Below are 21,551 nucleotides of genomic sequence, written 5' to 3' on the forward strand. Positions count from 1 at the left end.
ATATTGGGTGTTCGATATGGATGGCACCCTGACCCTGGCGGTGCACGACTTCGAAGCGATCAAGCGAGCGCTGGATATCCCCCTGGAGGACGACATCCTCGGCCATCTGGCGGCGTTGCCCGAGGCTGTGGCCGCCGCCAAGCACGCCTGGTTGCTGGAGCATGAGCGCGAACTGGCGCTGAGCGCCGAGCCGGCTCCCGGGGCCATCGAGCTGGTGCGCGAGCTGCACGGACGGGGCTGCCGCCTCGGTATCCTCACCCGCAATGCCCATGAACTGGCGCTGCTGACCCTGCGCGCCATCGGTCTGGATGACTGCTTTGCCGTGCCTGACGTGATCGGCCGCGACGAGGCTCCGCCCAAGCCCGACCCCGGTGGCCTGCTGCATTTTGCCCGGACCTGGCAGGTGGCCCCGAGCGAGCTGGTGATGGTCGGTGATTACCGCTTCGACCTGGAATGCGCCCGCGCAGCCGGGGCACGCAGCGTGCTGGTCAACCTGGCGGAAAACCCCTGGCCGGAGCTGGCCGACCATTTCGCCGTGGATTGCCGGGCGTTGCAGCAGGCGTTGTAGGGTGGCTAGGGGCGCGTAGCTGACGCTCTTTTCATCCACCATGGGGTAGCAACTGGTGGATGGGTGAGGCGTCATCCACCCTACGGGTTGGCTGTTCAATGGCAGCTGCCGGACTCCAGGTCCTTGAGGATCGGGCAGTCCGGGCGGTCATTGCCTTGGCAGCTGTCCATCAACTCCTTGAGGGTGTCGCGCAGGCCGCTCAGCTCGCTGATCTTGCGTTCAAGCTCGGCGATATGCCCGGCGGCCAGGGCCTTGACGTCGGCGCTGGCGCGCTGGCGATCCTGCCACAGGGCCAGTAGCTGGCTGACTTCTACCAGAGAAAAGCCCAGATCGCGCGAGCGCTTGATAAAGGCCAGGCGATGCAGATCCTGCTGGCTGTACTGGCGGTAGCCGCTGTCGGTGCGCCCGGCGGCGGGCAGCAGGTCGATGCTTTCGTAGTAGCGGATCATCTTGGCGCTAAGGCCGGTTTGCTTGGCGGCTTGGCCGATATTCATCAGGTGCTCCTACGGGTTATTTGTGTGCTCGCGGTTTCCAGGTTTTCAGCAGCAAGGCATTGCTCACCACGCTGACACTGGAAAGGGCCATGGCCGCGCCGGCGAGCATCGGATTGAGCAACCCGGCCGCCGCCAGTGGAATGCCGATCAGGTTGTAGGCGAAGGCCCAGAACAGATTCTGGCGAATCTTGCTGTAGGTACGTTTGCTGATGTCCAGCGCGTCGGCCACCAGGCGCGGGTCGCCACGCATCAGGGTGATGCCGGCGGCGTGCATGGCCACATCGGTGCCGCTGCCCATGGCGATGCCGACATCGGCGGCGGCCAGGGCCGGGGCGTCGTTGATGCCGTCGCCAACCATGGCCACCACTGAGGTTTTCTTCAACTCACTGATGATTGCCGCCTTGTTCGCCGGCAGCACCTCGGCATGTGCGACGGTGATGCCCAGCGCTTGCGCCACGGCGTGTACGCTGCCTTTGTTGTCGCCGCTGATCAGGTGGCTGTCGATGCCTTGCGCGGTCAATGCGGCAATGGCCTGCTCCGCGCCGTCCTTGAGCGTGTCGCCAAAGGCAAACAGGCCGAGCACCTGCGGCTGTGGCGCTAACTCCGCCAGCCAGGACAGGGTACGGCCTTCGGCTTCCCAGGCCAGCGCTTCGGCGATCAACGTCTGGTTCTGTAGCCAGTGTTCTTCCAGCAGGCGCTTGTTGCCTAACGCCAGCTCTCGTCCGTCGATCTGGCCGGCAATGCCTCGCCCTGCCAGGGCTTTGCTATGGCTGACTTCGGCGAGTGTCAGGTTGTCTGCTGCGCATTGGTCCAGCACGGCTTTTGCCAGCGGGTGTTCGCTGCCGCGTTGCAGGGCCCCGGCCAGTTGCAGCAGTTGTGTGGTATCGCCGTCGACGGCTTGCATGTGAGCGATGCGTGGCGAGCCAGAGGTCAGTGTGCCGGTTTTGTCGAAAGCCACCAGGTTGACAGCGTGAGCCACTTCCAGGGCTTCGGCGTCCTTGATCAGAATGCCGTGGCGCGCCGCTACGCCGGTGCCGGCCATGATTGCGGTGGGGGTGGCTAGGCCCAGAGCGCAAGGGCAGGCAATCACCAGCACCGCCACGGCGTTGAGCAGGACGGTTTCGATACCTGCGCCTGCCAGCAGCCAGCCGAGCAGGGTGGCCAGGGCGATCAACAGCACGCTGGGCACGAATATCCTGCTGACTTTATCCACCAGCTTCTGGATCGGTGCCTTGGCGGCCTGGGCGTCTTCGACCAGACGGATAATTCGCGCCAGCACTGTTTCCGTACCCAAGGCCGTGGTTTCTACTAGCAGGCGGCCCTCGCCATTGATCGAGCCTGCGGTTACCGGGTCCCCCGGCTGCTTGGGTTGCGGCAGGCTCTCGCCGCTGATCAGCGCTTCGTCGGCGTGGCTCTGACCTTCCTGTACCACGCCGTCGACTGGGAAGCGCTCGCCCGGCTTGACCACGATGCAGTCACCCAGTTGCAGTTCGCCGAGGGCGACCCATTGTTCAGTGCCACCCTGCAGGCGCAGGGCGCGCTCCGGGCGTAACGCCTGTAAGGCGCGGATGGCACTGCTGGTCTGGCGTTTGGCGCTGCTTTCCAGGTATTTGCCGAGCAGGATCAGCGCGATGATCACCGCCGAGGCTTCGAAATACAGATGAGCCATCTCGCCGGCGGGGGTGACCGCCCACTGATACAAACTCAGGCCATAGGCGGCGCTGGTGCCGATCGCTACCAGTTGATCCATATTTCCCGCACCTGCGCGCAGGGCATTCCAGGCCGCGCGGTAGAAGCGTGCGCCGAAGACGAACTGCACCGGTGTGGCCAGGGTGAACTGCAGCCAGGCTGGCAGCATCCAGTGCAGGCCAAAGGGCTCGACGAGCATCGGCACCACCAGCGGCAGGGTCAAGAGCATGGCCAGGCCCAGTGCCCAGCGTTCACGCCGCAGCTGGCGCTCGGCCCCTGCCTGCGCGGGGTGTGCGGCGTCCACCAGGCTGGCACCGTAGCCGGCCTGCTGCACCGCGCTCAGCAGCGTTTGCGGGTCGAGGTCGCGGACAACCTGCAACTGCGCGCGCTCGCTGGCCAGGTTGACGCTGACCGAGAGCACGCCGGGCTGCTGCGCCAGGGCGCGTTCGATGCGTCCGGCGCAGCTGGCGCAGGTCATGCCGCTGAGGGCCAGCTCCAGGCGGGTGCTGGGCACCTGGTAACCGGCGCTTTCGACGGCGCGCACCAGGCGTTCCAGGCTGTCGGCAGGCGCTTCGATGCGCGCCTGCTCGCTGGCCAGATTGACGCTGACCGTGCCGACCTCGGCCACCTTGGCCAGGGCGCGTTCGACGCGTCCGGCACAACTGGCGCAGGTCATGCCGCTGATCGGCAGGGCGAAGGTGGTAAGACTGGGCATGGGGGTGTCTCCATTGAACTCCGGCACAGGATCAACCTTGCCATGCTGGCAAGGTCAAGCCGTTTTTACCACTTGACCTTGACCATGGGGCAGGGTCGACACTGCGCACCTGCCGCCGAGCATGGCGGTTCATTTATTCAGGAGGTTGTTTATGCAGGTATCTCAGGTTCACACATTTCGGGTCGATGGCATGACCTGCCAGCATTGCGTCAAGACCATTACCGAGGCGCTGTTGGCCTGCGACCCGGCGGCCGAGGTCAAGGTCAAGTTTCCCGGTGGCGAAGTACGGGTGAGCAGCAGCGTGGCGGTGGACCAACTGATGGTCGCAATCGTCGAGCAGGGCTACGGCGTCAGCCTGGCGTAGGCGTTGCGGCACCCGGCCAGTCGCGGATCAGCCCGCGAAAGCAGGCATCGACCATGGGCGCGGTGTCGCTCAGCGGGTCGAACAGCTTGGGGTCGCGCGACCAATCGTGAAACAGACCGATCAGCAGTGCATGCACGGTGCGCGCAGCCAGCCGTGGCGTCATCCCGGCATGCAGGCGCTGCCGGACTGACGGCGTGTTGAACTGCTGCTCGCAGAGTTCGATAAACAGGTTGATAAAGGCCTCTTGGCGCTCTTCGGCTTCGCGCAGTTCTTCGGTGAATTCACAGCGGCGCAGCAGAATGGTGAAGATCCGCTGTTTCTGCGGGTCGCGGGCCAGGTTCTCGATGGCCTCGATGCACAGCCCGTGCAGGGTCAGCAGCGGGTCGTACTTGGGGCAGCCGCGCATGCGTTCGGTCAGCTGTTCGGGCGGCAGACGCACCTGGCTGAGCATGGCGTTGAACAGATCGGCCTTGTTGGCAAAGTGCCAATACACCGCGCCGCGCGTCACCCCGGCGTGGCGGGCGATATGTTCCAGGCTGGTGTGGGCCACGCCTTTTTCCAGAAACAGGGTCTCGGCGGCAGCCAGGATGGCGCAGCGGGTTTGCTCGGCTTCTGCTTTGGTTCGGCGCATGGCGGCGGGCTGATTTCTGGCTAGGCTCAAGGCGTTGGTGCACAAAGTGTAATGAATATAAGGGTAATGTTCTATTTACAAACGCTTGTGTATGTAACTAGCATTGCCGGTCTCAAATGAAGCGCCCCGCTTTGCCCCGGAGACACTCATGTTTTTTTTCCGTCATTTCCCCGCTACCCTCGGGGCTTTGCTGTTCGCCTCCCTCGCCTCGGCGCTGCAGGCCGCCGATGCGCCGCCTGCACCTGAGGTGCTGGTGGAAACCGTCAAGGTCGAGGCGTTGCCCCTCGAATTCGAATATTCGGCGCGGACCGCCGGTTACCGCGAGGTACAGGTGCGTGCCCAGGTTAGCGGCATCCTGCAGGAACGGACCTATCTGGAAGGCAGTCAGGTCAAGCAGGGCCAGGTGATGTTCCGTATCGATCCGCGTACCTACCAGGCCGCACTGAGCCGCGCCAAGGGCGCGCTGGCCCAGGAACAGGCGCGCTACCGGCAGACCGAGCGCGACCTCAAGCGCATCCGCGAGCTGCAGAAGAAGGGCTTTGCCAGCGAGAGCGAGCTGGATAACGCCATCTCCAACTTCGAACAGAGCAAGGCCAATATCCAGGCCGCCGAGGCCGAGGTGCAGTCCAAGCAGATCGACCTCGACTACACCACGGTAAAAGCGCCGATTTCCGGGATCACCAGCAAGGAGACGGTGTCCGAAGGCAGTCTGATGGTGGCCGGTGACCCGAATGCCAGCCTGCTGAGCAATATCACCCAGCTGGATCCGATCTACGTCAACTTCGCCGCCCCGGATTCCGACGTGGAAAGCGTGCGCAGCGGCCTGCAGGCCGGCAGTCTGGTACTGCCAGAAGACGGCAAGATGAGTGTGCGGATCACCCTCGGCGACGGCTCGGTCTACCCGCTGGAAGGCAAGGTGGACTTCACCGACAGCCTGATCAACCGTGGTACCGGCACCGTCAGCGCCCGCGCCGTGGTACCCAACCCCGAGCAGAAACTGCTGCCTGGACAGTTCGTGCGGGTGCGGGTGTTGGGCCTGAACATACCCAATGCCATGACCCTGCCTGAACGGGCGGTGGCCCAGGGGCCAGGCGGCACCTTCGTTTACGTGGTGGATGAAGGCGGCGTGGCGCGCATGCGCCAGGTCACCACCGGGCATACGGCCAAGGGCCGCTGGGTCATCGTCTCCGGCATCAGCGCCGGCGAACGGGTCATCGTCGAGGGCCTGCCCAAGGTGCGCCCGGACAATCCGGTAAAAGTTGTCGCCCCAGCCGCCAGCCAGTCCTAAGGAGCGTCCCCAGGTGATCTCACGCTTCTTTATCGACCGCCCGGTATTTGCCGCGGTCATTTCCATCGTCATCGTGCTGGCCGGCCTACTGGCCATGCGCGCGCTGCCGATTGCCCAGTACCCACAGATCCTGCCGCCGCAGGTGTCGGTCAGCGCCAGCTACGCCGGTGCCAGCGCCCAGGTGATAGCCGAGACGGTGGCCGCGCCTTTGGAGCAGTCGATCAACGGCGTGCAGGGGATGATCTACCAGCAGTCCAACTCCGGCGGCAACGCCATGAGCCTGTCGGTGTACTTCGAGGTGGGCACCGACCCGGATCAGGCCACTATCGACGTCAATAACCGGGTGCAGGCGGCCCTGGCCAAGTTGCCGGAAGAAGTCCGCCGGCAGGGCGTCAAGGTGCAGAAGAAGTCCTCGGACATCCTCCAGGTGGTGACCCTGTATTCGCCGGATGGCTCGCGTGATCCGGTGTATATCAGCAACTACGCGCTGATCAACGTCATCGACGAGCTCAAGCGCCTGCCCGGCGTCGGCGATGTCAGCCAGTTCGGCTCGAAAGACTACTCCATGCGCATCTGGCTGCGCCCGGACAAGCTGGCGCAGTACAACCTGACGCCCACCGATGTGGTCAGCGCGATTCGCGAGCAGAATTCGCAGTTCGCCGCCGGCAGCTTCGGCCAGCAGCCGCTCAAGCAGGAGCAGGATTTCACCTATACGGTGACCACCCAGGGCCGCTTCACCGACCCGAAAGAATTCGAGAACGTGATCCTGCGTACCGATGACACCGGTGCCAGCCTGCTGCTCAAGGATGTCGCGCGGATTGAGCTGGGGGCCCAGGACTACTCGCTGATGACCTCGCTCAACGGCCAGCAGAACGCCGCCTTCGGCGTCTACCTGCAGCCCGGGGCGAATGCCCTGGACACCGCCGATGCGGTCAGCACCACACTGGCGCGGCTGTCGAAGAACTTCCCCAGCGGCATGACCTACAAGGTGCCTTACGACACCACCAAATTCGTCCGGGTGTCGATCGAGGAGGTGATTCACACCTTCTTCGAGGCCCTGGTGCTGGTGGTGCTGGTGGTGTTTATCTTCCTGCAGAACTGGCGCGCCACGCTGATCCCGCTGCTGGCCATTCCGGTCTCGCTGGTCGGTACTTTTGCCGGCATGTATATGCTCGGGTTCTCGATCAACCTGCTGACCCTGTTCGGCATGGTGCTGGCCATCGGTATTGTGGTGGACGACGCCATTGTGGTGATCGAGAACGTCGAGCGTTCAATGAGCGAAGACAAGCTCGGCCCGCGCGAGGCGTCGATCAAGGCCATGGAGGAGGTCACCGGGCCTATCATCGCCACCAGCCTGGTGCTCTGCGCGGTGTTTATTCCGGTGGGTTTCCTCGGCGGCTTGGCCGGGGAGATGTATAAACAGTTCGCCATCACCATTGCCGTGTCGGTGGCGATTTCCAGTCTGGTCGCCCTGACCCTGAGCCCGGCGCTTTGCTCCGTGCTGCTCAAGCCCGGCCAGCATGAGCCGGCGGCACCCTTCCGTGCCTTCAACCGCGTGTTCGATCGCCTCACCGCAGGCTATACCGCCGGCGTGCGCTTCTTCCTCAAACGCTCGCTGGTGGGGGTGTCGTTGTTCGCGCTGATGATCGCGCTGACACTGGTGCTGTTCAGCCGAGTGCCCAGTTCCCTGGTGCCCAATGAGGACCAGGGCTATGTGATCAACGCCTACTTCCTGCCGCCGGCGGCGTCCTTGACCCGTACCGAGAAACTCACCAGTGATGTGACCCAGCAGTTGATGGCGCACCCGGCGGTGCAGGACGTGGTGACCTTCGCCGGTTTCGACGTACTGACCTTCGGCACTCGCAGCAACGCCGGTGTGTCCTTCGTGCCGCTGAAGGACTGGAGCGAGCGCACCACCCCCGAGCTGGATGCGCGCAACCTGACCGGCGAATTCATGGGCATGGGCGCGGCGCAGAAAGACGGCCTGGTGATGAGCTTCAACCCACCGCCGATCACCGGCATGAGTACCACCGGCGGTTTCGAGGGCTATATCCAAGACCGCAGCGGCGGCACCACCGCGCAGCTGGCCGAAAAGGTCCAGGCCTTTCTCGCCGCGGTGAACCAGCGTCCGGAGTTGGGTGGGGTACAGAGCACCTTCAGCGCCAACGTACCGCAGTATTTTATCGACCTTGACCGGACCAAGGCGCGCGCCCTGGGGGTGCCGGTGAACGATGTGTTTACCGCCATGCAGGCCACGTTCGGCAGCTACTACGTCAACGACTTCAGCCTCTACGGTCGTACCTTCCAGGTCAGCCTGCAGGCCGAAGCGGAGTTCCGCAGCAAGCCCGAAGACCTGTCCCAGGTCTATGTGCGCGCGGCCAGTGGCGAGTTGGTGTCGCTGGCCAGCCTGGTCAAGGTCGAGCGGATCCTCGGCCCAGACAGCTATGCGCGCTTCAACGTCTACCCGGCGGCGAAGATTCTCGGCGGGCCGGCACCCGGATACAGCTCCGGCCAGGCCCTGAGTGCGATACAGCAGGTGGCGGATGAGGTGCTGGGCAGCGATTACAGCATCGGCTGGACCGGCTCGGCCTTCCAGGAAGTGGCGTCCCAGGGCTCGGGCAGCAGCGCCTTCGTCTTCGGCCTGATCATGGTGTTCCTGATCCTCGCCGCGCAGTACGAGCGCTGGACCCTGCCGCTGGCGGTGGTCATCGCGGTGCCGTTCGCTGTGTTCGGCGCGATTCTCGCGGTGTGGCTGCGCGGCATCGAGAACGACCTGTACTTCCAGGTCGGCCTGGTCACCCTGATCGGTCTGGCGGCGAAAAACGCCATCCTCATCGTCGAGTTCGCAGTGCTCAACCGGCAACAGGGCATGGGCGTCTTCGAGTCGGCGCTGGAGGCTTCGCGCCTGCGTTTCCGCCCGATCATCATGACCTCCCTGGCCTTCGTCCTCGGCGTTATGCCGCTGGTCACCAGCACGGGGGCCGGCTCGGCCAGCCGCCACTCGATTGGCACCGGGGTGCTCGGCGGCATGCTGGCGGCGACCTTCCTGGCGATCTTCCTGATCCCGATGTTCTACCTGCTGGTGGAGTCGCTGGCAGAGAAAGTCGGCAAGGGGCGCAAGAAGGCCGAGGCGCTGGTGGAACCGCCGCAATAGTCAGCGCGTAGCCCGGACCTTGTCCGGGCTACGGCGGCTCCCATGGCCTGAGGTCTATGGGGCAAACCCGATCAATCAATGGCCTTGGCCAATCTGCCTGGACATCCATGCCGTTACGTATTCTGTTGATCCTTGGCGCGCTGAGTGCCTTCGGGCCGCTGGCCATCGATTTCTATCTACCGAGTTTCCCCACCCTGGCGCGGGTGTTCGCTACCGATGTCGAGCATGTGCAGCTGTCGCTGTCGGCCTACTTCGCCGGTCTGGCCATCGGTCAGCTGATCTACGGGCCACTGGCCGACCGTTTCGGCCGGCGCAAGCCGCTGCTGGCCGGGGTGCTGCTGTTCAGCCTGGCCTCACTGGCCTGTGCCCTGGCCCCGAGCCTGGAATGGCTGATCGCAGCGCGCTTCGTCCAGGCCCTGGGCGGCTGCGCCGGCATGGTGGTGTCGCGGGCGGTGGTGCGCGACCTGTGCGATCCGATCAATTCGGCCAAGGCGTTCTCGCAGCTGATGCTGGTGATGGGCCTGGCTCCCATTCTCGCGCCGCTGGCGGGCGGTTTGCTGCTCAGCACCCTGGGCTGGCCGTCGATCTTTATCTGCCTGGCCCTGTTCGGCACCCTGTGCCTGCTGGCAGTGGCCTTGTGGCTGCCGGAAACCCTGGCCAAGGACGTACCGCCCGCACCTTTGCGCGGGGCCCTGGGCGAGTACCGACGGCTGTTCGGCGACTGGCCCTTTCTCGGCTATGCCCTGACCGGCGGTTTCGCCATCGCCGGGATGTTTGCCTATATCGCCGGTTCGCCCTTCGTCTTTATCGAACTCTACGGCATACCGGCCGAGCATTACGGCTGGCTGTTCGGCAGCAATGCCCTGGGCTTTATTCTGGTGGCGCAACTCAATGCCTGGCTGGTGGCCCGTCACGGTCCGGGTTACTGGCTGCGCATTACCGTATGGTTCTACCTGGGCGCGGCCCTGGTCCTGGTGCTGGTGGCAAACGCCAGGCCGCCGGCGCTCTGGCCCCTGCTGATCCCCCTGTTCGCCTGCATCGCCAGCCTGGGCATCCTGCTGCCCAATGCCTCGGCCTGCGCCATGGCCGGGCAGGGCCGCCACGCCGGCAGCGCCTCGGCGCTACTCGGCAGCCTGCAGTTCGTGATTGCCGCCAGCGCGGCGGCCCTGGTCGCCGCGTTGCATGACGGCAGCGCCTGGCCGGTGGCGGTGGTGATCTTCGGCTGCGGCCTGCTGGCCGTGCTGTTCTCGCGCCTGACCCTTTGGGCCGAACGGCGCGAGTTAAGGGCACTCGCGCGCAGTCGGGCGGACGCTTAGCAACGCGCTTTACCGGCTATGCCCCGACGAGACGGGGCGGCCTTCTAAAGCGATCTGTTAGCTGGCGAGGCGCTGCCGCTCCCCGGGCAGGCTGTGGGGCGCTTGCAGGCGTGCCTGCAGGGTGGCGACGAACTGACGGGCCTCGGCTTCGCTGCGAAAGGTCACGCGGTGCTGATCGAGACGTACCTGCCAGCAGCCCTGGGGCTGGTTTAGCGGCTGTATCACAAGATTCATGGGCGCTTTCTCCGCTAGGGGGCCCCCAGTCTAGTCGGCGAATATGAACGTTCCCTGACCGGGATCAATTGTCCGCCCGGCAACCTGCCGTTGCTCCGGGCGCGCGCTCGCTCAGTAATTGCATTGCTGCTGCACGGCCAGGCCGGCCAAGCGGGTGAACTCGGTGACCAGGGCAATATCCTCCTCGCTCGGGCGTGTGCAGTGGTGGTAGTAGATGCCGAAGGTGCCCAGCACCGCATCGCTGTCATCCTTGAACGGCAGTGACCAGCAGGCGCGCAGACCGGCGGCCTGGGTCAGGTCGCGAAAGTCGCGCCAGAAGGGGTGCTGGCTGAGGTCTTCGGCGATCACCAACTCGCCGTTGCAGACTGCATGCCCGCACGAGCCCACTTGCGGTGCGGCCTGCAGGCCGTCGATGGCCTGGCAATAGCTCTCCGGCAGGCTGGGCGCGGCTCCGAGATGCAGGCGTCGCTGCGGGTCGAGGAGCATGATCGATACCAGCATATGCGGGTTGAGGCCCTGTAGCCGGCGGCTGATATTGTCGAGGATATGCGGCAGTGGGCGACGCGCCAGCAGTTCATCGAGTACCGCATTGCGTGCGCTCTGCAGCTCCTGGGTCTGGAAGCGCTCGTGGATATCGCGCAGGCAGCCGCGCAGGCTGTTATCCGGCTGGCTACGGCTCAGCTGCAGTTCGACTTTGCGCAGTTGGCCGTTACGGGTCAGTAACCGGTACTCGCTACGCAGGCTGGTCTGTTCGCCCCTGGCCAGGGCGCTGATCTGCTCGGCCAGTTGTTTGCCGTCTTCGGCATCGAGAAACTGGGTCAGCGGCCGCCCCAGGCTTTCATCGCTCAGATAGCCGCTGAGTTTCTCCCAGGCCGGGTTGTAAAAGGTCAGCTGACCGCGGGCATCGGCGAGGAAGATCACATCGCTGAGCTGCTCGACCAGCTCGCGAAAGCGCTCTTCACTGGCCAGCAGTTCGCCGTAGACCTGCTTCTGTTCGCTGAGATCGATATCGATGCAGTACAGCTCCAGCTGGTCGCGGCAATTACGCAGCATTGAGTGGCTGGAGTAGACCCACACCGAGCTACCGTCCTTGCGTTGCAGACACAGTTCCGCAGCGGGAATGGCGGGGCCGCCGAGCAGCCAGCTCTGGACGGCCCCCTTCACCTGAGTGCGCATGGTGGGTGGGATGATCAGGTCTTCCAGGCGCTTGCCCATCGCCTCCTGCAGGCTGTAGCCATACAGCTGGGTACTGGCCTGGTTCCAGTAGATCACCCGGCGCTCGCGGTCGTAACCCTGCACGGCGATACGCTGGGTTTGCTCGAACAGCTGGCGAAAACGCTGTTCGCTTTCGCGCAGGGCGCTTTCGTCGTGCTTCTGGCTGCTGATGTCCTGCAGGGTGCCGAGAATGCGCCCCTGTTCGTTGACTTCGCCGTGCAGCAGCAACCAGGTGGCCTGCAGCCGGTGCGGCTGATACAGGCGGGCGCTGTGGGTCAGGGGCTTGCGCTCGTGCAGCAGCGCCTGCAGGGCGCGTTGCGCCGCGGGGCGATCGGCCGGGTGCAGCCAGCTGAGCAGGCGTTCCAGGCTGCACTGGCGGCTGACGAGTTCCTCGTCCCGGTCGTGGCCGAGCAGGGTCAGGGCTTCCGCCGTCCAGGTGAAGCAGGTGCTGTACTCCCAGCTGCCGAGGCCGGCGTGGCGTTGCGTCTGCTGCAGCAGGCTGGTGCTGTGGGTCAGCTCTTCGATCAGTCTGCGCTGGGCCAGGCGGTCGCGGTAGCTGACGACGAAGATCAGCAGGGTGCTGAGCAGAATGAACAGCATGCCCTTGGCGGTTTGCAGGCCTGCCGTCAGCTCGCTGTCCTTGACCATTGCGTGCAGCAGGCTATCGCTGCCGAAAATCCACAGGCTGCTGAACAGGCTATATACGCCGGCCAGGCGCAGTGGACCTTGAAGTTCGGGTCGCATCCCTTACCACCGCCTATGCCAAAAAGGCTCTGGAGCATGTTTTCAATGTCGCCCGGCGCTGCCCGCCAGGGACGGCAGGCCATCATGTGAGCGGGCCTGTAGCGGAAAAATCGCAGCGCAGGGTGTCGCCCTGAGATAGAGGCAGTTTAGCTCGCGGCGTAACAATTGCCTGCAAAGGGGGGCTGCGGCAATCGGTCAGGGCGTCGCGCTTGGCGAGGTGCTGGCGTACTGCTAGAGTCGCGGCAATGAAACCGACCCCGACCCACCGCACGCTGCTGGCCTGGATGCTGTATTTCAGCGTGCTGTTCAGTGCGTTCGCCTGCAGTATCGGCCATGGGCAGATGGCCGGTTTGCAGTTGAGCGGCCTGGACGGTCAGTACTGCTCCTTTGAAGGTAACTTCGGTGCCGGTGCCGACCTGGATGGCTCGGGCGTCGTCGCGGCCAATCCCGCCACGGGTTCCGGCTGCTCCCTGAGCTCCACCTTCAGCGCCATCATCCTCGCGGCGTTCTTCGGCCTGCTCGGCCTGCTGGCACCCAACCGCGCGCCGCTGCTCAGCTTCTTCTTCACGCCTCGAGCTGTTCGCTACCTCTGGCCCTCGGCCAATCCCCGCGCGTCCCCCGTTCTGGCTTGAGTTGCATTGCTGCGGCCGCGTTTGCCTGCCGCGCCTACTACTTGAGACCAGATAAAAAAACTGTGTCTGTCGGTGCCTGAGGGCAGCCAATAGGCCGAAGTTGGGGAAATTCATGCGTCAGATATCCGTAGTTAGCCAGCTCAAACTGCAGAGCCGCAGCGTGCTTGGCCAGCAGCCCACCGCACTATTAAATCCCTGGATGACTACCGACGGAGCAGCTCAATGAAGCAGCCGACCCCGTCGTTCTACAATCTGGCCTGGCGCTGGCATTTCTATGCCGGGTTGTTCGTCATTCCGTTTCTGATCCTGCTGTCGGTCACCGGGATCATCTACCTGTTCAAGCCGCAGCTCGATCAGCTGATGTATGCCGAGCTGCTGCAGGTCACGCCTGCTGCGTCGGCGATCTCGGCGGATCAGCAACAGGCGTTGGTGCAGCAGGCTTATCCGCAGGCGCTGATCAAGCAGTACCTGCCGCCGGTGAGTGCCGAGCGCAGTGCGCAGTTTGTGGTCGAGGCCGAAGGTCGGGGGCTCAACGTATTTGTCGACCCCTATCGCGGCGTATTGCTGGGCAGCCAGGATGCGCAGAGCAACCTGCAGGCCATCGCCCGCCAGCTGCACGGCGACTTGATGATTGGCACGGTGGGCGACCGCCTGATCGAGCTGGCCGCCGGCTGGGGCATCGTCCTGGTGGTGTCCGGCTTGTATCTGTGGTGGCCGCGCGGTCGCTCCGGGGCGGGTGTGCTGTGGCCACGGTTGAGTGCCCGTGGCCGTTTGCTGTGGCGTGATCTGCACGCAGTGACCGGGTTCTGGGGCTCATTGCTGCTGCTGTTTATGCTGCTCACCGGGATGACCTGGACCGGGTTCTGGGGCGCGCAGTTTGCCGGGGCCTGGAACCACTTCCCGGCGGCGATGTGGGACGAGGTGCCGCAGTCCGGCAAGCTCACCGGCAGCCTTAACGACAGCAGCCAGCAGACCGTCGCCTGGGCGGTGGAAACCACGCCGCTGCCGGCTTCCGATCCACATGCCGCACATAACGGCCATGCCGCCAGCACGGCACCAAGCGCTGCCGCTCAGGTCAGCCTGCAACAGGTGGTCGATACGGCCAGCGTGCGCGGCGTGCAACCGGGTTACAGCATCACCCTGCCCAAGGGCGAGACCGGGGTGTACAGCATTGCCCTGTTCGCCGATGACCCGCGCCACGACGCGACCCTGCATATCGACCAGTACAGCGGCGCGGTGCTCGCCGATGTGCGCTGGAAGGATTACGGCCCTGTGGCGAAAACCGTGGAAACCGGGGTGATGCTGCACGAAGGCAAGCTGTTCGGCCTGGCCAACCAGTTGTTGATGCTGGCGGTCTGTTTGCTGGTGCTGCTGAGCGCGGTGAGTGGTCTGGTCATGTGGTGGCAGCGCCGCCCGAGCGGCACGTTTGGCGTACCGCCGCTGCGTCACGACCTGCCGCGCTGGAAGAGCGCAATTGTCATCATGGGCCTGCTCGGCGCGGCCTTCCCGCTGGTGGGGGCGTCGCTGCTGCTGATCTGGGCGCTGGACTGGCTGCTGCTGTCGCGCCTTGCCGGGCAGCGTCTGGTCAGCGGTTGAAAGGAATTGCCGGCGCGGGCTTGGCCCGCGTCAATGCTTCGCGTTACAAGGTTCGTCTGGACAGTCAGTCCCACTACAGGAGAGCACCATGTTGCTGAAGAAGACCCTGCTGATCGCCGCATTGCTGAGTCCCAGCCTGTTTGCCAGCGCCCATGAATACAGTGCCGGCGACATTCATATCGAGCACCCCTGGTCGCGGGAAATGCCGCCGGTGGCCCCGACGGCTGCCGCCTATTTTGTGGTGCACAACAAGGGCAGCGAGGCCGACCGTCTGCTCGGCGTCGCCACCCCCCATGCCGGCAGGGCCGAGTTGCATGAGCATATCCATGCCGACGGCCTGATGAAGATGCAGCAGGTCCCGAGCGTGGCCATACCCGCCGGCGGCGAAGTGAAGTTCGCGCCCATGGGCTACCACGTGATGCTGTTCAACCTGAAGCAGCAGGCCAAGGACGGCGAGCGCTTCCCGCTGACCCTGACCTTCGAGAAGGCCGGGGCGGTCGAGGTGGAAGTGGCGGTGCAGAAGGATGCGCCCGTGGTCGAGCCGCCCCAGGGCGAAGCGCATGGGCACTGATGGAGGGTTATTCGCCCCGCTGCTGCGCAGTGGGGCGAAATCTTCTTCGCTATCTATCCCGAAATTGATTTTCGTCAGCTGCCCTGCGCGCAGCCGTGGCCATAATCGCCGCAGGATTCTTGAGTTGCCGTGATGCCCCGCAATCGTTCCCTGACCGCCCGCTACCGCGCGAGCTGGCTGGCCCTGTTGGCCATGCTGCTGCTCAGCGTCGGGCCGTTAGGGTCGCAGCTCGGCCAGCCGGCCGAACCGGCCTGGCTGACCGAGCTGGCCTGCGCCGAGCACACAGACAGCCATAAGCCCCCGCTGGACCACGAAGCGCTGTGGGCCAAGTGCGGCTATTGCACCCTGCTGCTGAGCAGCCCGGCCACCGGCTGCACCTGCCCGACGCTGGCGCTGGCGGCTAGCGCACCTGCGGACCGGCGTAGTGCGCCGGTGCGCCGCGGGGTGGCCCGCTCGGCCATCTTCCCCGGTTCGCGCAGCCGCGCCCCGCCTGTTTATTCCTGAGTCTTATCGCCCTGTTGCCTGTGTCACTGCCGCCTGAGCGGCACTGGCCATTCCCTGGTGTTGTCTCGATTCTGGAATACCCATGTCTACTCGTTCGCTATTGATAAGCGCCGTACCTTTTCGTCTGGCCCCGCTCTGTATCGGCCTGCTCTGGGCTGCCCAGGGGCAGGCCGAGCAAGCGCCTGCACCGTCGCTGCTGGAGCTGCCGCCCCTGGTGGTCACCTGGGTCGTGCAGCGCTCGCCGGTCACCGTGGTCACCGACCCCAAGCAGCCGCGCCAGCCGGTGCCCGCCGCCGATGGTGCGGATTACCTGAAGACCATTCCCGGCTTCAATGCCATCCGTAACGGCGGTGCCAACGGCGACCCGCTGTTTCGTGGCATGTTCGGTTCGCGCCTGAACATCCTTATGGACGGCGGCCAGATGCTCGGTGCCTGCCCCAATCGCATGGACGCGCCGACCTCCTACCTGGCACCGGAAAACTTCGACCTCCTGACCGTGATCAAGGGCCCGCAGAGCGTGCTGTGGGGGCCGGGGGGCTCGGCGGCGACCATCCTCTTCGAGCGCGATACGCCGCGCTTCAACGAACTGGGCGGGCGCATCGATGGCAGCGTGTTGGGCGGCTCCAATGGCCGCTTCGACCGCCGCCTGGATGCCACGGCCGGCGGCAGCCAGGGCTATATCCGCGTGCTCGGCAACACAGCTCAAGCCGATGATTACAGGGACGGTAATGGCGATACGGTGCCGTCGCGCTGGGCGAAGTGGAACGGCGATGTGCTGCTCGGCTGGACGCCCAATGACGACAGCCTGATCGAACTCAGCGCCGGCCGTGGCGATGGCGAAGCCCGCTATGCCGGGCGAGGCATGGACGGCAGCCAGTTCCTGCGCGAAAGCCTCGGCCTGCGCGTGCGCCTGGACAACCTCGGCGAGGTATTCAGCGGCCTGGAAGGGCAGGTCTATTACAACTATGCCGACCACGTGATGGACAACTTCAGCCTGCGCAGCCCCGATCCGCAGAGTGTGATGGCGATGATGCGCCACCCCATGGCCAGCAACGTCGACCGCCGCACCCTGGGTGGTCGTCTGGTCGGCACCTGGGACTGGCAGGCGGTTGAGCTCAAGGCCGGGGTCGATGCCCAGCGCAACGAGCACCGCAAGCGCGCCTCCAGCTTCAATATGATGACCCTGGCCTACAGCGACTATGACCAGTTCCGTTGGGACAAGGATGCCGTCTTCCACAATTACGGGCTGTTCGGCGAGCTGACCTGGCAGCTCAGCAAGCGCGAACGTTGGGTCGCCGGTGCACGGCTGGACCGCGCCTCGGTCAAGGACTACCGGCAGACCCTCGGCAGCGGCATGACCCTGCGCGCCAACCCGACTGCCGAGCAAACCCGCAGCGACACCCTGCCCAGCGGCTTTCTGCGCTACGAGCAGGACCTGTTGCGTATGCCTGCTACCTGGTATGCCGGCCTCGGCCACACCCAGCGCTTCCCCGATTACTGGGAGCTGTTCTCCGCCAGCCCCGGGCCGATTGGCTTCGTCCAGCCGATGCAGAGCCTCGACCCGGAGAAGACCACCCAGCTGGACCTGGGCTTCAACTACCGCGGCAAGAAGCTCGAAGCCTGGGCCTCGGCCTATGCCGGGCAGGTGCGCGATTACATCCTGTTCAGCTATGGCCCGGGGATGATGCCGGGGCACGTGCGTTCGCAAGCCAGCAATATCGATGCGCGGATCATGGGCGGCGAACTGGGTCTGAGTTATCGCCTGGACAGCAACTGGAAAACCGACGCCAGCCTGGCCTATGCCTGGGGCAAGAACAGCTCTGACGACCGCCCGCTGGCGCAGACCCCGCCGCTGGAGGCGCGCTTCGGTCTGGTCTATGAACAGAGCGACTGGAGCGCCGCAGCCCTGTGGCGCGTGGTGGCGGCGCAGAACCGGGTGGACGAGGGCAAGGGCAACGTGGTCGGCAAGGACTTCGACAGCAGCAGCGGCTTTGCCCTGTTCTCGCTCAACGCGGCCTACCGCCTGAGTTCGCAAGTGAAGGTCAGCACCGGGGTCGACAACCTGTTCGACAGGGCCTACAGCGAGCACCTGAACCTGGCCGGCAATGCCGGTTTTGGCTTCGCCATGGACGACCCGCAGGCCTTCAACGAGCCGGGGCGAACGCTGTGGACCAAGCTGGATTTCAGCTTCTGATCCGGCCGGGGCGACGTCTCTAATTAGGGGTAGAACCAATCGCGGCTAAAGCCCCTCCCGCGGGACGCGTGCGGGGGGCACTTTAGCGGCGACGTTTGGGCTCAGACCAGCCTTGCATCCAGGCTGTTCTGCGCCAGGCGTTGGGCCTGCTCCTTGGTCATGCCCAGGCTGGCGTGCAGGGCGGCGAAGTTCTCGGTGACGTAGCCGCCGAAGTAGGCCGGGTCGTCCGAGTTCACCGTCACCTTCACCCCGCGTTCGAGCATCTGCAGGATGTTGTGCTGGCGCATGTCGTCGAACACGCAGAGCTTGGTGTTGGACAGCGGGCAGACGGTCAGCGGGATCTGCTCGTCGATGATCCGTTGCATCAGCCGCTCGTCTTCGATGGCGCGCACGCCGTGGTCGATGCGTTCGATCTTGAGCAGGTCGAGGGCTTCCCAGATGTACTCGGGCGGACCTTCCTCACCGGCGTGGGCGACGGTCAGCAGGCCTTCGCTGCGCGCCTTGTCGAACACCCGCTGGAACTTGCTTGGCGGGTGGCCCATCTCCGAACTGTCCAGACCCACGGCGATAAAGGCATCGCGGAACGGCATGGCCTGTTGCAGGGTGTTGAAGGCTTCTTCCTCGGACAGATGGCGCAGAAAGCTCAAGATCAAACCGTGGCTGATGCCCAGCTGTTTCTCGCCATCGATCAGCGCCTGCTTGATGCCGCGCAGCACCACCTCGAAGGGAATGCCCCGGTCGGTGTGGGTCTGCGGGTCGAAGAAGGGTTCGGTGTGGATCACGTTCTGCGCCTTGCACTTGAGCAGATAGGCCCAGGTCAGGTCGTAGAAGTCCTGCTCGCTGCGCAGCACATCGGCACCGGCGTAATACAGGTCGAGAAATTCCTGCAGGTTGTTGAAGGCGTAGGCGCTGCGCAGCGCTTCGACGTCGTTCCAGGGCAGTTTGATCTTGTTGCGCTCGGCCAGGGCAAACAGCAGCTCGGGCTCCAGCGAGCCTTCCAGGTGCAGGTGCAGTTCGGCCTTGGGCAGGGCGTTGAGCCAGTCGTACATGGTCAGGTCTCGTGTTCAGGCGTGGTCGTGACAAGTTTAACCGCTTGGTCAGATTTAGCCGAATCGGCCTGTGTAGGGTGGACATCGCTTTTATGTCCACCAGCGAGCAGCGTAGTACCGCAGGTGGTGGATGATAAAAGCGTCATCCACCCTACCTCCCGCCAGACCCCAGCTAAACCTGAGCCTGCTCTTCACGCCGATACGCATAGGTGTCGGCAAAGCGCGACAGCAGGTACTCGGCGCTGCTCACGCTGGGGTACTTGGGCGGGTTGGCGGCGTCCGAGCAATTGGGCAGGCAGCTGATCTCGGTGTCCGGATGCGGCTCGGCGAAGAACGGCATGGCGTAACGGTCGACGCCCAGCGGGCTGACCACCCGGTGTGGGGTCGAGGTGTAACGATCGTTGCTCCAGCGCGCGAGCATGTCGCCGATGTTCACCACAAAGCTGCCGGCAATCGGCGGCGCGTCGATCCACTGGCCGTCGCGGTGGCGCACCTGCAGGCCGCCGGCGTCGTCCTGATAGAGCAGGGTGATGCAGCCGTAATCGGTGTGCGCCCCGGCACCCTGCTGTTCGGCACTGCTGGCGGTGTGGCGCGGCGGGTAGTGGATCATGCGCAGCACGCTGATCGGTTCATGGAAGCGTGTGTCGAAGAAGTCGCGCTCGATCCCCAGTGCCAGGGTCATGGCGCGCAGCAGGGTTTGCGCCAGCGCCTGCATATCGGCGTAGTGCTGCTCCATCAACGCAGCCCAGCCGGGCATATCCGGATGGCGGTTGGGCCCGCGCAGTGGCTTGCCGGCCAGTACCTCGGGGTGATCGGCGGGCATGTGGAAACCCATGTCGAAGGTTTCCTTGAGGTCGCTGGGTTTGCTCGGGTCCAGCTGCTCGGTGGCGATGGCCCCGTAGCCGCGGTGATGGGCGGTCTGGGTGATATCGATCTTGAGCTTTTCCTGCGTCGGCAGGGCGAAGAAGGTCTTGGCCGCGCCCAGCAGTTCGGCGATGCGCGCCGGGCCGATCGGATGGCCAGTGATATAGAAGAAACCCCAGTCGCGGCAGGCGCGGTCGATCTGCTCGGCCACGGCGGGCCAGGCGGCTTGGTTGTCGCGGTAGAGCGGGGCGATATCGATAATTGGTAGGCTGTGCATAGCGGCTCCGGGTGGGGCGGTGCTGCGAGTCTTCTCGTACTAAGGAGCCTGTCGAACTCAACACTGTTCTGCTGCGGAAAATCCGGATTTGGCCATTTTTGCGGCTTTCCCTCGTTAAATAGCGCGCTATTCGCGGGGCGGCCACCCGCCTCGGTAAACCAGCAAAACTGTCTCAAACCGAAATGTCGGACCACGGCCTTTCCCTCGCGACGAACGGTTGAGCCCGACAGGCTCCAGGCAGCGAAAAAGGGTGCCCCGTTTACGGGGCACCCTTTTGATGCGGTTCTGCCTTAGAGGCAGGGACGGCATCGGTGTGTGAAGTTACTTCGGCAGTTCAGCCTTCACGTTTTCCACGTAGTAGTTCATCGAGGCCAGCTCGGCGTTGGTTGCCGCGACGCCGGCCGGGATTTTCTCTACGCCGCTCTGGTCCTTGATCGGACCGGTGAACGGGTGCAAGGCGCCGCTCTTGATGTCGGCGATGATCTGCTCGGCTTCGGCTTTCACCTCGGCCGGTACCAGGTCGCTGATCGGCAGGCGGATGGTGTCTTCCGTCAGGCCGCCCCAGAAGTCCTGTGGTGCCCAGTTGCCGTCGATTACTGCCTGGGTGGATTTGACGTAATGCGGGCCCCAGTCGTTGACGATCGAGGTCAGTACGGCTTTCGGCCCGAAGTGCGCCATGTCCGAGGCGTAGCCCACGGAGTAGACGCCGCGGCGCTCGGCGGTCTGGATCGGTGCCGGGCTGTCGGTGTGCTGGAACACCACGTCCACGCCCTGATCGATCAGCGCGTTGGCGGCATCGGATTCCTTGCCCGGATCGAACCAGGAATTGACCCACACCACCTTGATCTCGGTGCCGGGGTTGTACTTGTCCAGGGCCAGCTGAATGGCGTTGATATCGCGGATCACTTCCGGGATCGGGAAGGAGGCGACGTAGCCGATCTTCTTGGTCTTGGTCATCTTCGCCGCGAGAAAGCCGCCGACGTAACGGCCCTCATAGGAGCGCGACAGGTAGGTGCCGAGGTTCTTGTCCTGCTTGTAGCCGGTGGCATGCTCGAAGGTGACCTTGGGAAATTGCTTGGCCACTTTCAGCGTCGGGTTCATATAGCCGAAGGAGGTGGTGAAGATCAGGTCATAGCCGCCCTTGGCCATGTTGCGGATAACGCGCTCGGCGTCTGCACCTTCTGGTACGTTTTCCACGTAGCTGGTCTCGACCTTGTCACCGAGCTGCTTGATCACCGCCTGGCGGCCCTGCTCGTGCTGGTAGGTCCAGCCGTGGTCGCCAATCGGGCCGATGTAGACGAAGCCGACCTTCAGCGGGTCGGCGGCAACAGCGCTGAGGGTGGCGCTAAAACCAAGGGCGGCAACGAGGGCGCGCAGCAGGGGTTTTGTACTCTTCTCGAACATGGTCGGTGGGACTCCAGTGTGTGTTGGCTATGGCCTGTTAAACAGCTG

General features: G+C 64.4%; 18 protein-coding genes. 10 read left to right on the forward strand and 8 right to left on the reverse strand.

Going from position 1 to position 21,551, the window contains the following annotated elements; genetic code table 11:
- Window positions 1-16: 16 nt before the first annotated feature.
- The gene (locus tag AACY13_RS10735; protein WP_445262571.1) at window positions 17-568 is read left to right on the forward strand and encodes an HAD family hydrolase; all 552 of its coding nucleotides are present in this window, start codon (window positions 17-19) and stop codon (window positions 566-568) included.
- A 95-nt stretch (window positions 569-663) separates the two neighbouring features.
- Here the strand turns inward: AACY13_RS10735 and cueR are convergent, their stop codons facing one another.
- Both cueR and AACY13_RS10745 read right to left on the reverse strand, forming a co-directional pair.
- Window positions 664-1,062 (reverse strand): Cu(I)-responsive transcriptional regulator, encoded by a 399-nt coding sequence (cueR, locus tag AACY13_RS10740; protein ID WP_339461372.1) that lies wholly within the window; start codon window positions 1,060-1,062, stop codon window positions 664-666.
- Window positions 1,063-1,078: 16 nt separating this feature from the next.
- Window positions 1,079-3,466: a heavy metal translocating P-type ATPase gene (locus tag AACY13_RS10745; RefSeq protein WP_339461373.1), complete on the reverse strand. Its 2,388-nt coding sequence runs from the start codon at window positions 3,464-3,466 to the stop codon at window positions 1,079-1,081.
- 151 nt (window positions 3,467-3,617) lie between these two features.
- On the opposite strand from AACY13_RS10745, the gene AACY13_RS10750 reads away from it, so the two are divergent.
- A complete protein-coding gene (locus AACY13_RS10750; protein ID WP_339461374.1) occupies window positions 3,618-3,830 on the forward strand; it encodes a heavy-metal-associated domain-containing protein in 213 nt (70 codons plus the stop codon).
- On the opposite strand, the gene AACY13_RS10755 is transcribed toward AACY13_RS10750, so the two are convergent.
- Window positions 3,817-4,461 carry a TetR family transcriptional regulator gene (locus tag AACY13_RS10755; RefSeq protein WP_339461376.1) on the reverse strand — a complete coding sequence of 215 codons (645 nt, stop codon included), beginning with the start codon at window positions 4,459-4,461 and terminating at the stop codon, window positions 3,817-3,819. The genes AACY13_RS10750 and AACY13_RS10755 overlap by 14 nt on opposite strands.
- 148 nt (window positions 4,462-4,609) lie before the next feature.
- Between AACY13_RS10755 and AACY13_RS10760 the strand changes: the two genes are divergently transcribed.
- From AACY13_RS10760 to AACY13_RS10770, 3 genes are all read left to right on the forward strand, one after another.
- Window positions 4,610-5,749, forward strand: a complete 1,140-nt coding sequence (locus tag AACY13_RS10760) for an efflux RND transporter periplasmic adaptor subunit (protein WP_339461377.1) — start codon at window positions 4,610-4,612, stop codon at window positions 5,747-5,749.
- A 13-nt stretch (window positions 5,750-5,762) separates the two neighbouring features.
- Complete coding sequence (locus AACY13_RS10765; protein ID WP_339461379.1) at window positions 5,763-8,903, forward strand: efflux RND transporter permease subunit; 3,141 nt, start codon at window positions 5,763-5,765, stop codon at window positions 8,901-8,903.
- A 107-nt stretch (window positions 8,904-9,010) separates the two neighbouring features.
- Complete coding sequence (locus AACY13_RS10770; protein ID WP_339461381.1) at window positions 9,011-10,219, forward strand: Bcr/CflA family multidrug efflux MFS transporter; 1,209 nt, start codon at window positions 9,011-9,013, stop codon at window positions 10,217-10,219.
- A 57-nt stretch (window positions 10,220-10,276) separates the two neighbouring features.
- On the opposite strand, the gene AACY13_RS10775 is transcribed toward AACY13_RS10770, so the two are convergent.
- Both AACY13_RS10775 and AACY13_RS10780 read right to left on the reverse strand, forming a co-directional pair.
- On the reverse strand, window positions 10,277-10,453 hold the full coding sequence (locus AACY13_RS10775; RefSeq protein WP_339461383.1) for a hypothetical protein: 177 nt from the start codon (window positions 10,451-10,453) through the stop codon (window positions 10,277-10,279).
- Window positions 10,454-10,564: 111 nt separating this feature from the next.
- On the reverse strand, window positions 10,565-12,412 hold the full coding sequence (locus tag AACY13_RS10780; protein WP_339461384.1) for a PAS domain S-box protein: 1,848 nt from the start codon (window positions 12,410-12,412) through the stop codon (window positions 10,565-10,567).
- 245 nt (window positions 12,413-12,657) lie between these two features.
- Between AACY13_RS10780 and AACY13_RS10785 the strand changes: the two genes are divergently transcribed.
- From AACY13_RS10785 to AACY13_RS10805, 5 genes are all read left to right on the forward strand, one after another.
- Entirely contained in the window at window positions 12,658-13,044 is a 387-nt protein-coding gene (locus tag AACY13_RS10785; protein WP_339461386.1) for a DUF2946 domain-containing protein, read from the forward strand.
- A gap of 222 nt (window positions 13,045-13,266) precedes the next feature.
- Entirely contained in the window at window positions 13,267-14,640 is a 1,374-nt protein-coding gene (locus AACY13_RS10790) for a PepSY-associated TM helix domain-containing protein (RefSeq protein WP_339461388.1), read from the forward strand.
- An 88-nt stretch (window positions 14,641-14,728) separates the two neighbouring features.
- Window positions 14,729-15,211, forward strand: a complete 483-nt coding sequence (locus AACY13_RS10795; protein WP_339461390.1) for a copper chaperone PCu(A)C — start codon at window positions 14,729-14,731, stop codon at window positions 15,209-15,211.
- 132 nt (window positions 15,212-15,343) lie between these two features.
- The gene (locus tag AACY13_RS10800; RefSeq protein WP_339461391.1) at window positions 15,344-15,715 is read left to right on the forward strand and encodes a DUF2946 domain-containing protein; all 372 of its coding nucleotides are present in this window, start codon (window positions 15,344-15,346) and stop codon (window positions 15,713-15,715) included.
- Window positions 15,716-15,797: 82 nt separating this feature from the next.
- Window positions 15,798-17,909, forward strand: a complete 2,112-nt coding sequence (locus AACY13_RS10805) for a TonB-dependent copper receptor (RefSeq protein WP_339461393.1) — start codon at window positions 15,798-15,800, stop codon at window positions 17,907-17,909.
- Between the two features lie 101 nt (window positions 17,910-18,010).
- Here AACY13_RS10805 and AACY13_RS10810 read toward each other — a convergent pair whose 3' ends face one another.
- The 3 genes from AACY13_RS10810 to AACY13_RS10820 form a co-directional block, all read right to left on the reverse strand.
- The gene (locus tag AACY13_RS10810) at window positions 18,011-18,958 is read right to left on the reverse strand and encodes an adenosine deaminase (RefSeq protein WP_339461394.1); all 948 of its coding nucleotides are present in this window, start codon (window positions 18,956-18,958) and stop codon (window positions 18,011-18,013) included.
- Between the two features lie 172 nt (window positions 18,959-19,130).
- The gene (locus tag AACY13_RS10815; protein ID WP_339461395.1) at window positions 19,131-20,099 is read right to left on the reverse strand and encodes a 2-oxoglutarate and iron-dependent oxygenase domain-containing protein; all 969 of its coding nucleotides are present in this window, start codon (window positions 20,097-20,099) and stop codon (window positions 19,131-19,133) included.
- A 321-nt stretch (window positions 20,100-20,420) separates the two neighbouring features.
- Entirely contained in the window at window positions 20,421-21,503 is a 1,083-nt protein-coding gene (locus AACY13_RS10820) for a BMP family ABC transporter substrate-binding protein (RefSeq protein WP_339461396.1), read from the reverse strand.
- Window positions 21,504-21,551 lie beyond the last annotated feature (48 nt).

It is taken from the genome of Pseudomonas sp. EA_105y_Pfl2_R69, assembly GCF_963970915.1.
Classification (GTDB): Bacteria; Pseudomonadota; Gammaproteobacteria; order Pseudomonadales; family Pseudomonadaceae; genus Aquipseudomonas.

Excerpts from the sequence above, each read along its gene's own strand:
- AACY13_RS10735 (WP_445262571.1), top strand. The coding sequence starts at position 17 with ATGGATGGCACCCTGACCCTGGCGGTGCACGACTTCGAAGCGATCAAG.
- cueR (WP_339461372.1), bottom strand. The coding sequence starts at position 1,062 with ATGAATATCGGCCAAGCCGCCAAGCAAACCGGCCTTAGCGCCAAGATG.
- AACY13_RS10745 (WP_339461373.1), bottom strand. The coding sequence starts at position 3,466 with ATGCCCAGTCTTACCACCTTCGCCCTGCCGATCAGCGGCATGACCTGC.
- AACY13_RS10750 (WP_339461374.1), top strand. The coding sequence starts at position 3,618 with ATGCAGGTATCTCAGGTTCACACATTTCGGGTCGATGGCATGACCTGC.
- AACY13_RS10755 (WP_339461376.1), bottom strand. The coding sequence starts at position 4,461 with ATGCGCCGAACCAAAGCAGAAGCCGAGCAAACCCGCTGCGCCATCCTG.
- AACY13_RS10760 (WP_339461377.1), top strand. The coding sequence starts at position 4,610 with ATGTTTTTTTTCCGTCATTTCCCCGCTACCCTCGGGGCTTTGCTGTTC.
- AACY13_RS10770 (WP_339461381.1), top strand. The coding sequence starts at position 9,011 with ATGCCGTTACGTATTCTGTTGATCCTTGGCGCGCTGAGTGCCTTCGGG.
- AACY13_RS10775 (WP_339461383.1), bottom strand. The coding sequence starts at position 10,453 with ATGAATCTTGTGATACAGCCGCTAAACCAGCCCCAGGGCTGCTGGCAG.
- AACY13_RS10780 (WP_339461384.1), bottom strand. The coding sequence starts at position 12,412 with ATGCGACCCGAACTTCAAGGTCCACTGCGCCTGGCCGGCGTATATAGC.
- AACY13_RS10785 (WP_339461386.1), top strand. The coding sequence starts at position 12,658 with ATGAAACCGACCCCGACCCACCGCACGCTGCTGGCCTGGATGCTGTAT.
- AACY13_RS10790 (WP_339461388.1), top strand. The coding sequence starts at position 13,267 with ATGAAGCAGCCGACCCCGTCGTTCTACAATCTGGCCTGGCGCTGGCAT.
- AACY13_RS10795 (WP_339461390.1), top strand. The coding sequence starts at position 14,729 with ATGTTGCTGAAGAAGACCCTGCTGATCGCCGCATTGCTGAGTCCCAGC.
- AACY13_RS10800 (WP_339461391.1), top strand. The coding sequence starts at position 15,344 with ATGCCCCGCAATCGTTCCCTGACCGCCCGCTACCGCGCGAGCTGGCTG.
- AACY13_RS10805 (WP_339461393.1), top strand. The coding sequence starts at position 15,798 with ATGTCTACTCGTTCGCTATTGATAAGCGCCGTACCTTTTCGTCTGGCC.
- AACY13_RS10810 (WP_339461394.1), bottom strand. The coding sequence starts at position 18,958 with ATGTACGACTGGCTCAACGCCCTGCCCAAGGCCGAACTGCACCTGCAC.
- AACY13_RS10815 (WP_339461395.1), bottom strand. The coding sequence starts at position 20,099 with ATGCACAGCCTACCAATTATCGATATCGCCCCGCTCTACCGCGACAAC.
- AACY13_RS10820 (WP_339461396.1), bottom strand. The coding sequence starts at position 21,503 with ATGTTCGAGAAGAGTACAAAACCCCTGCTGCGCGCCCTCGTTGCCGCC.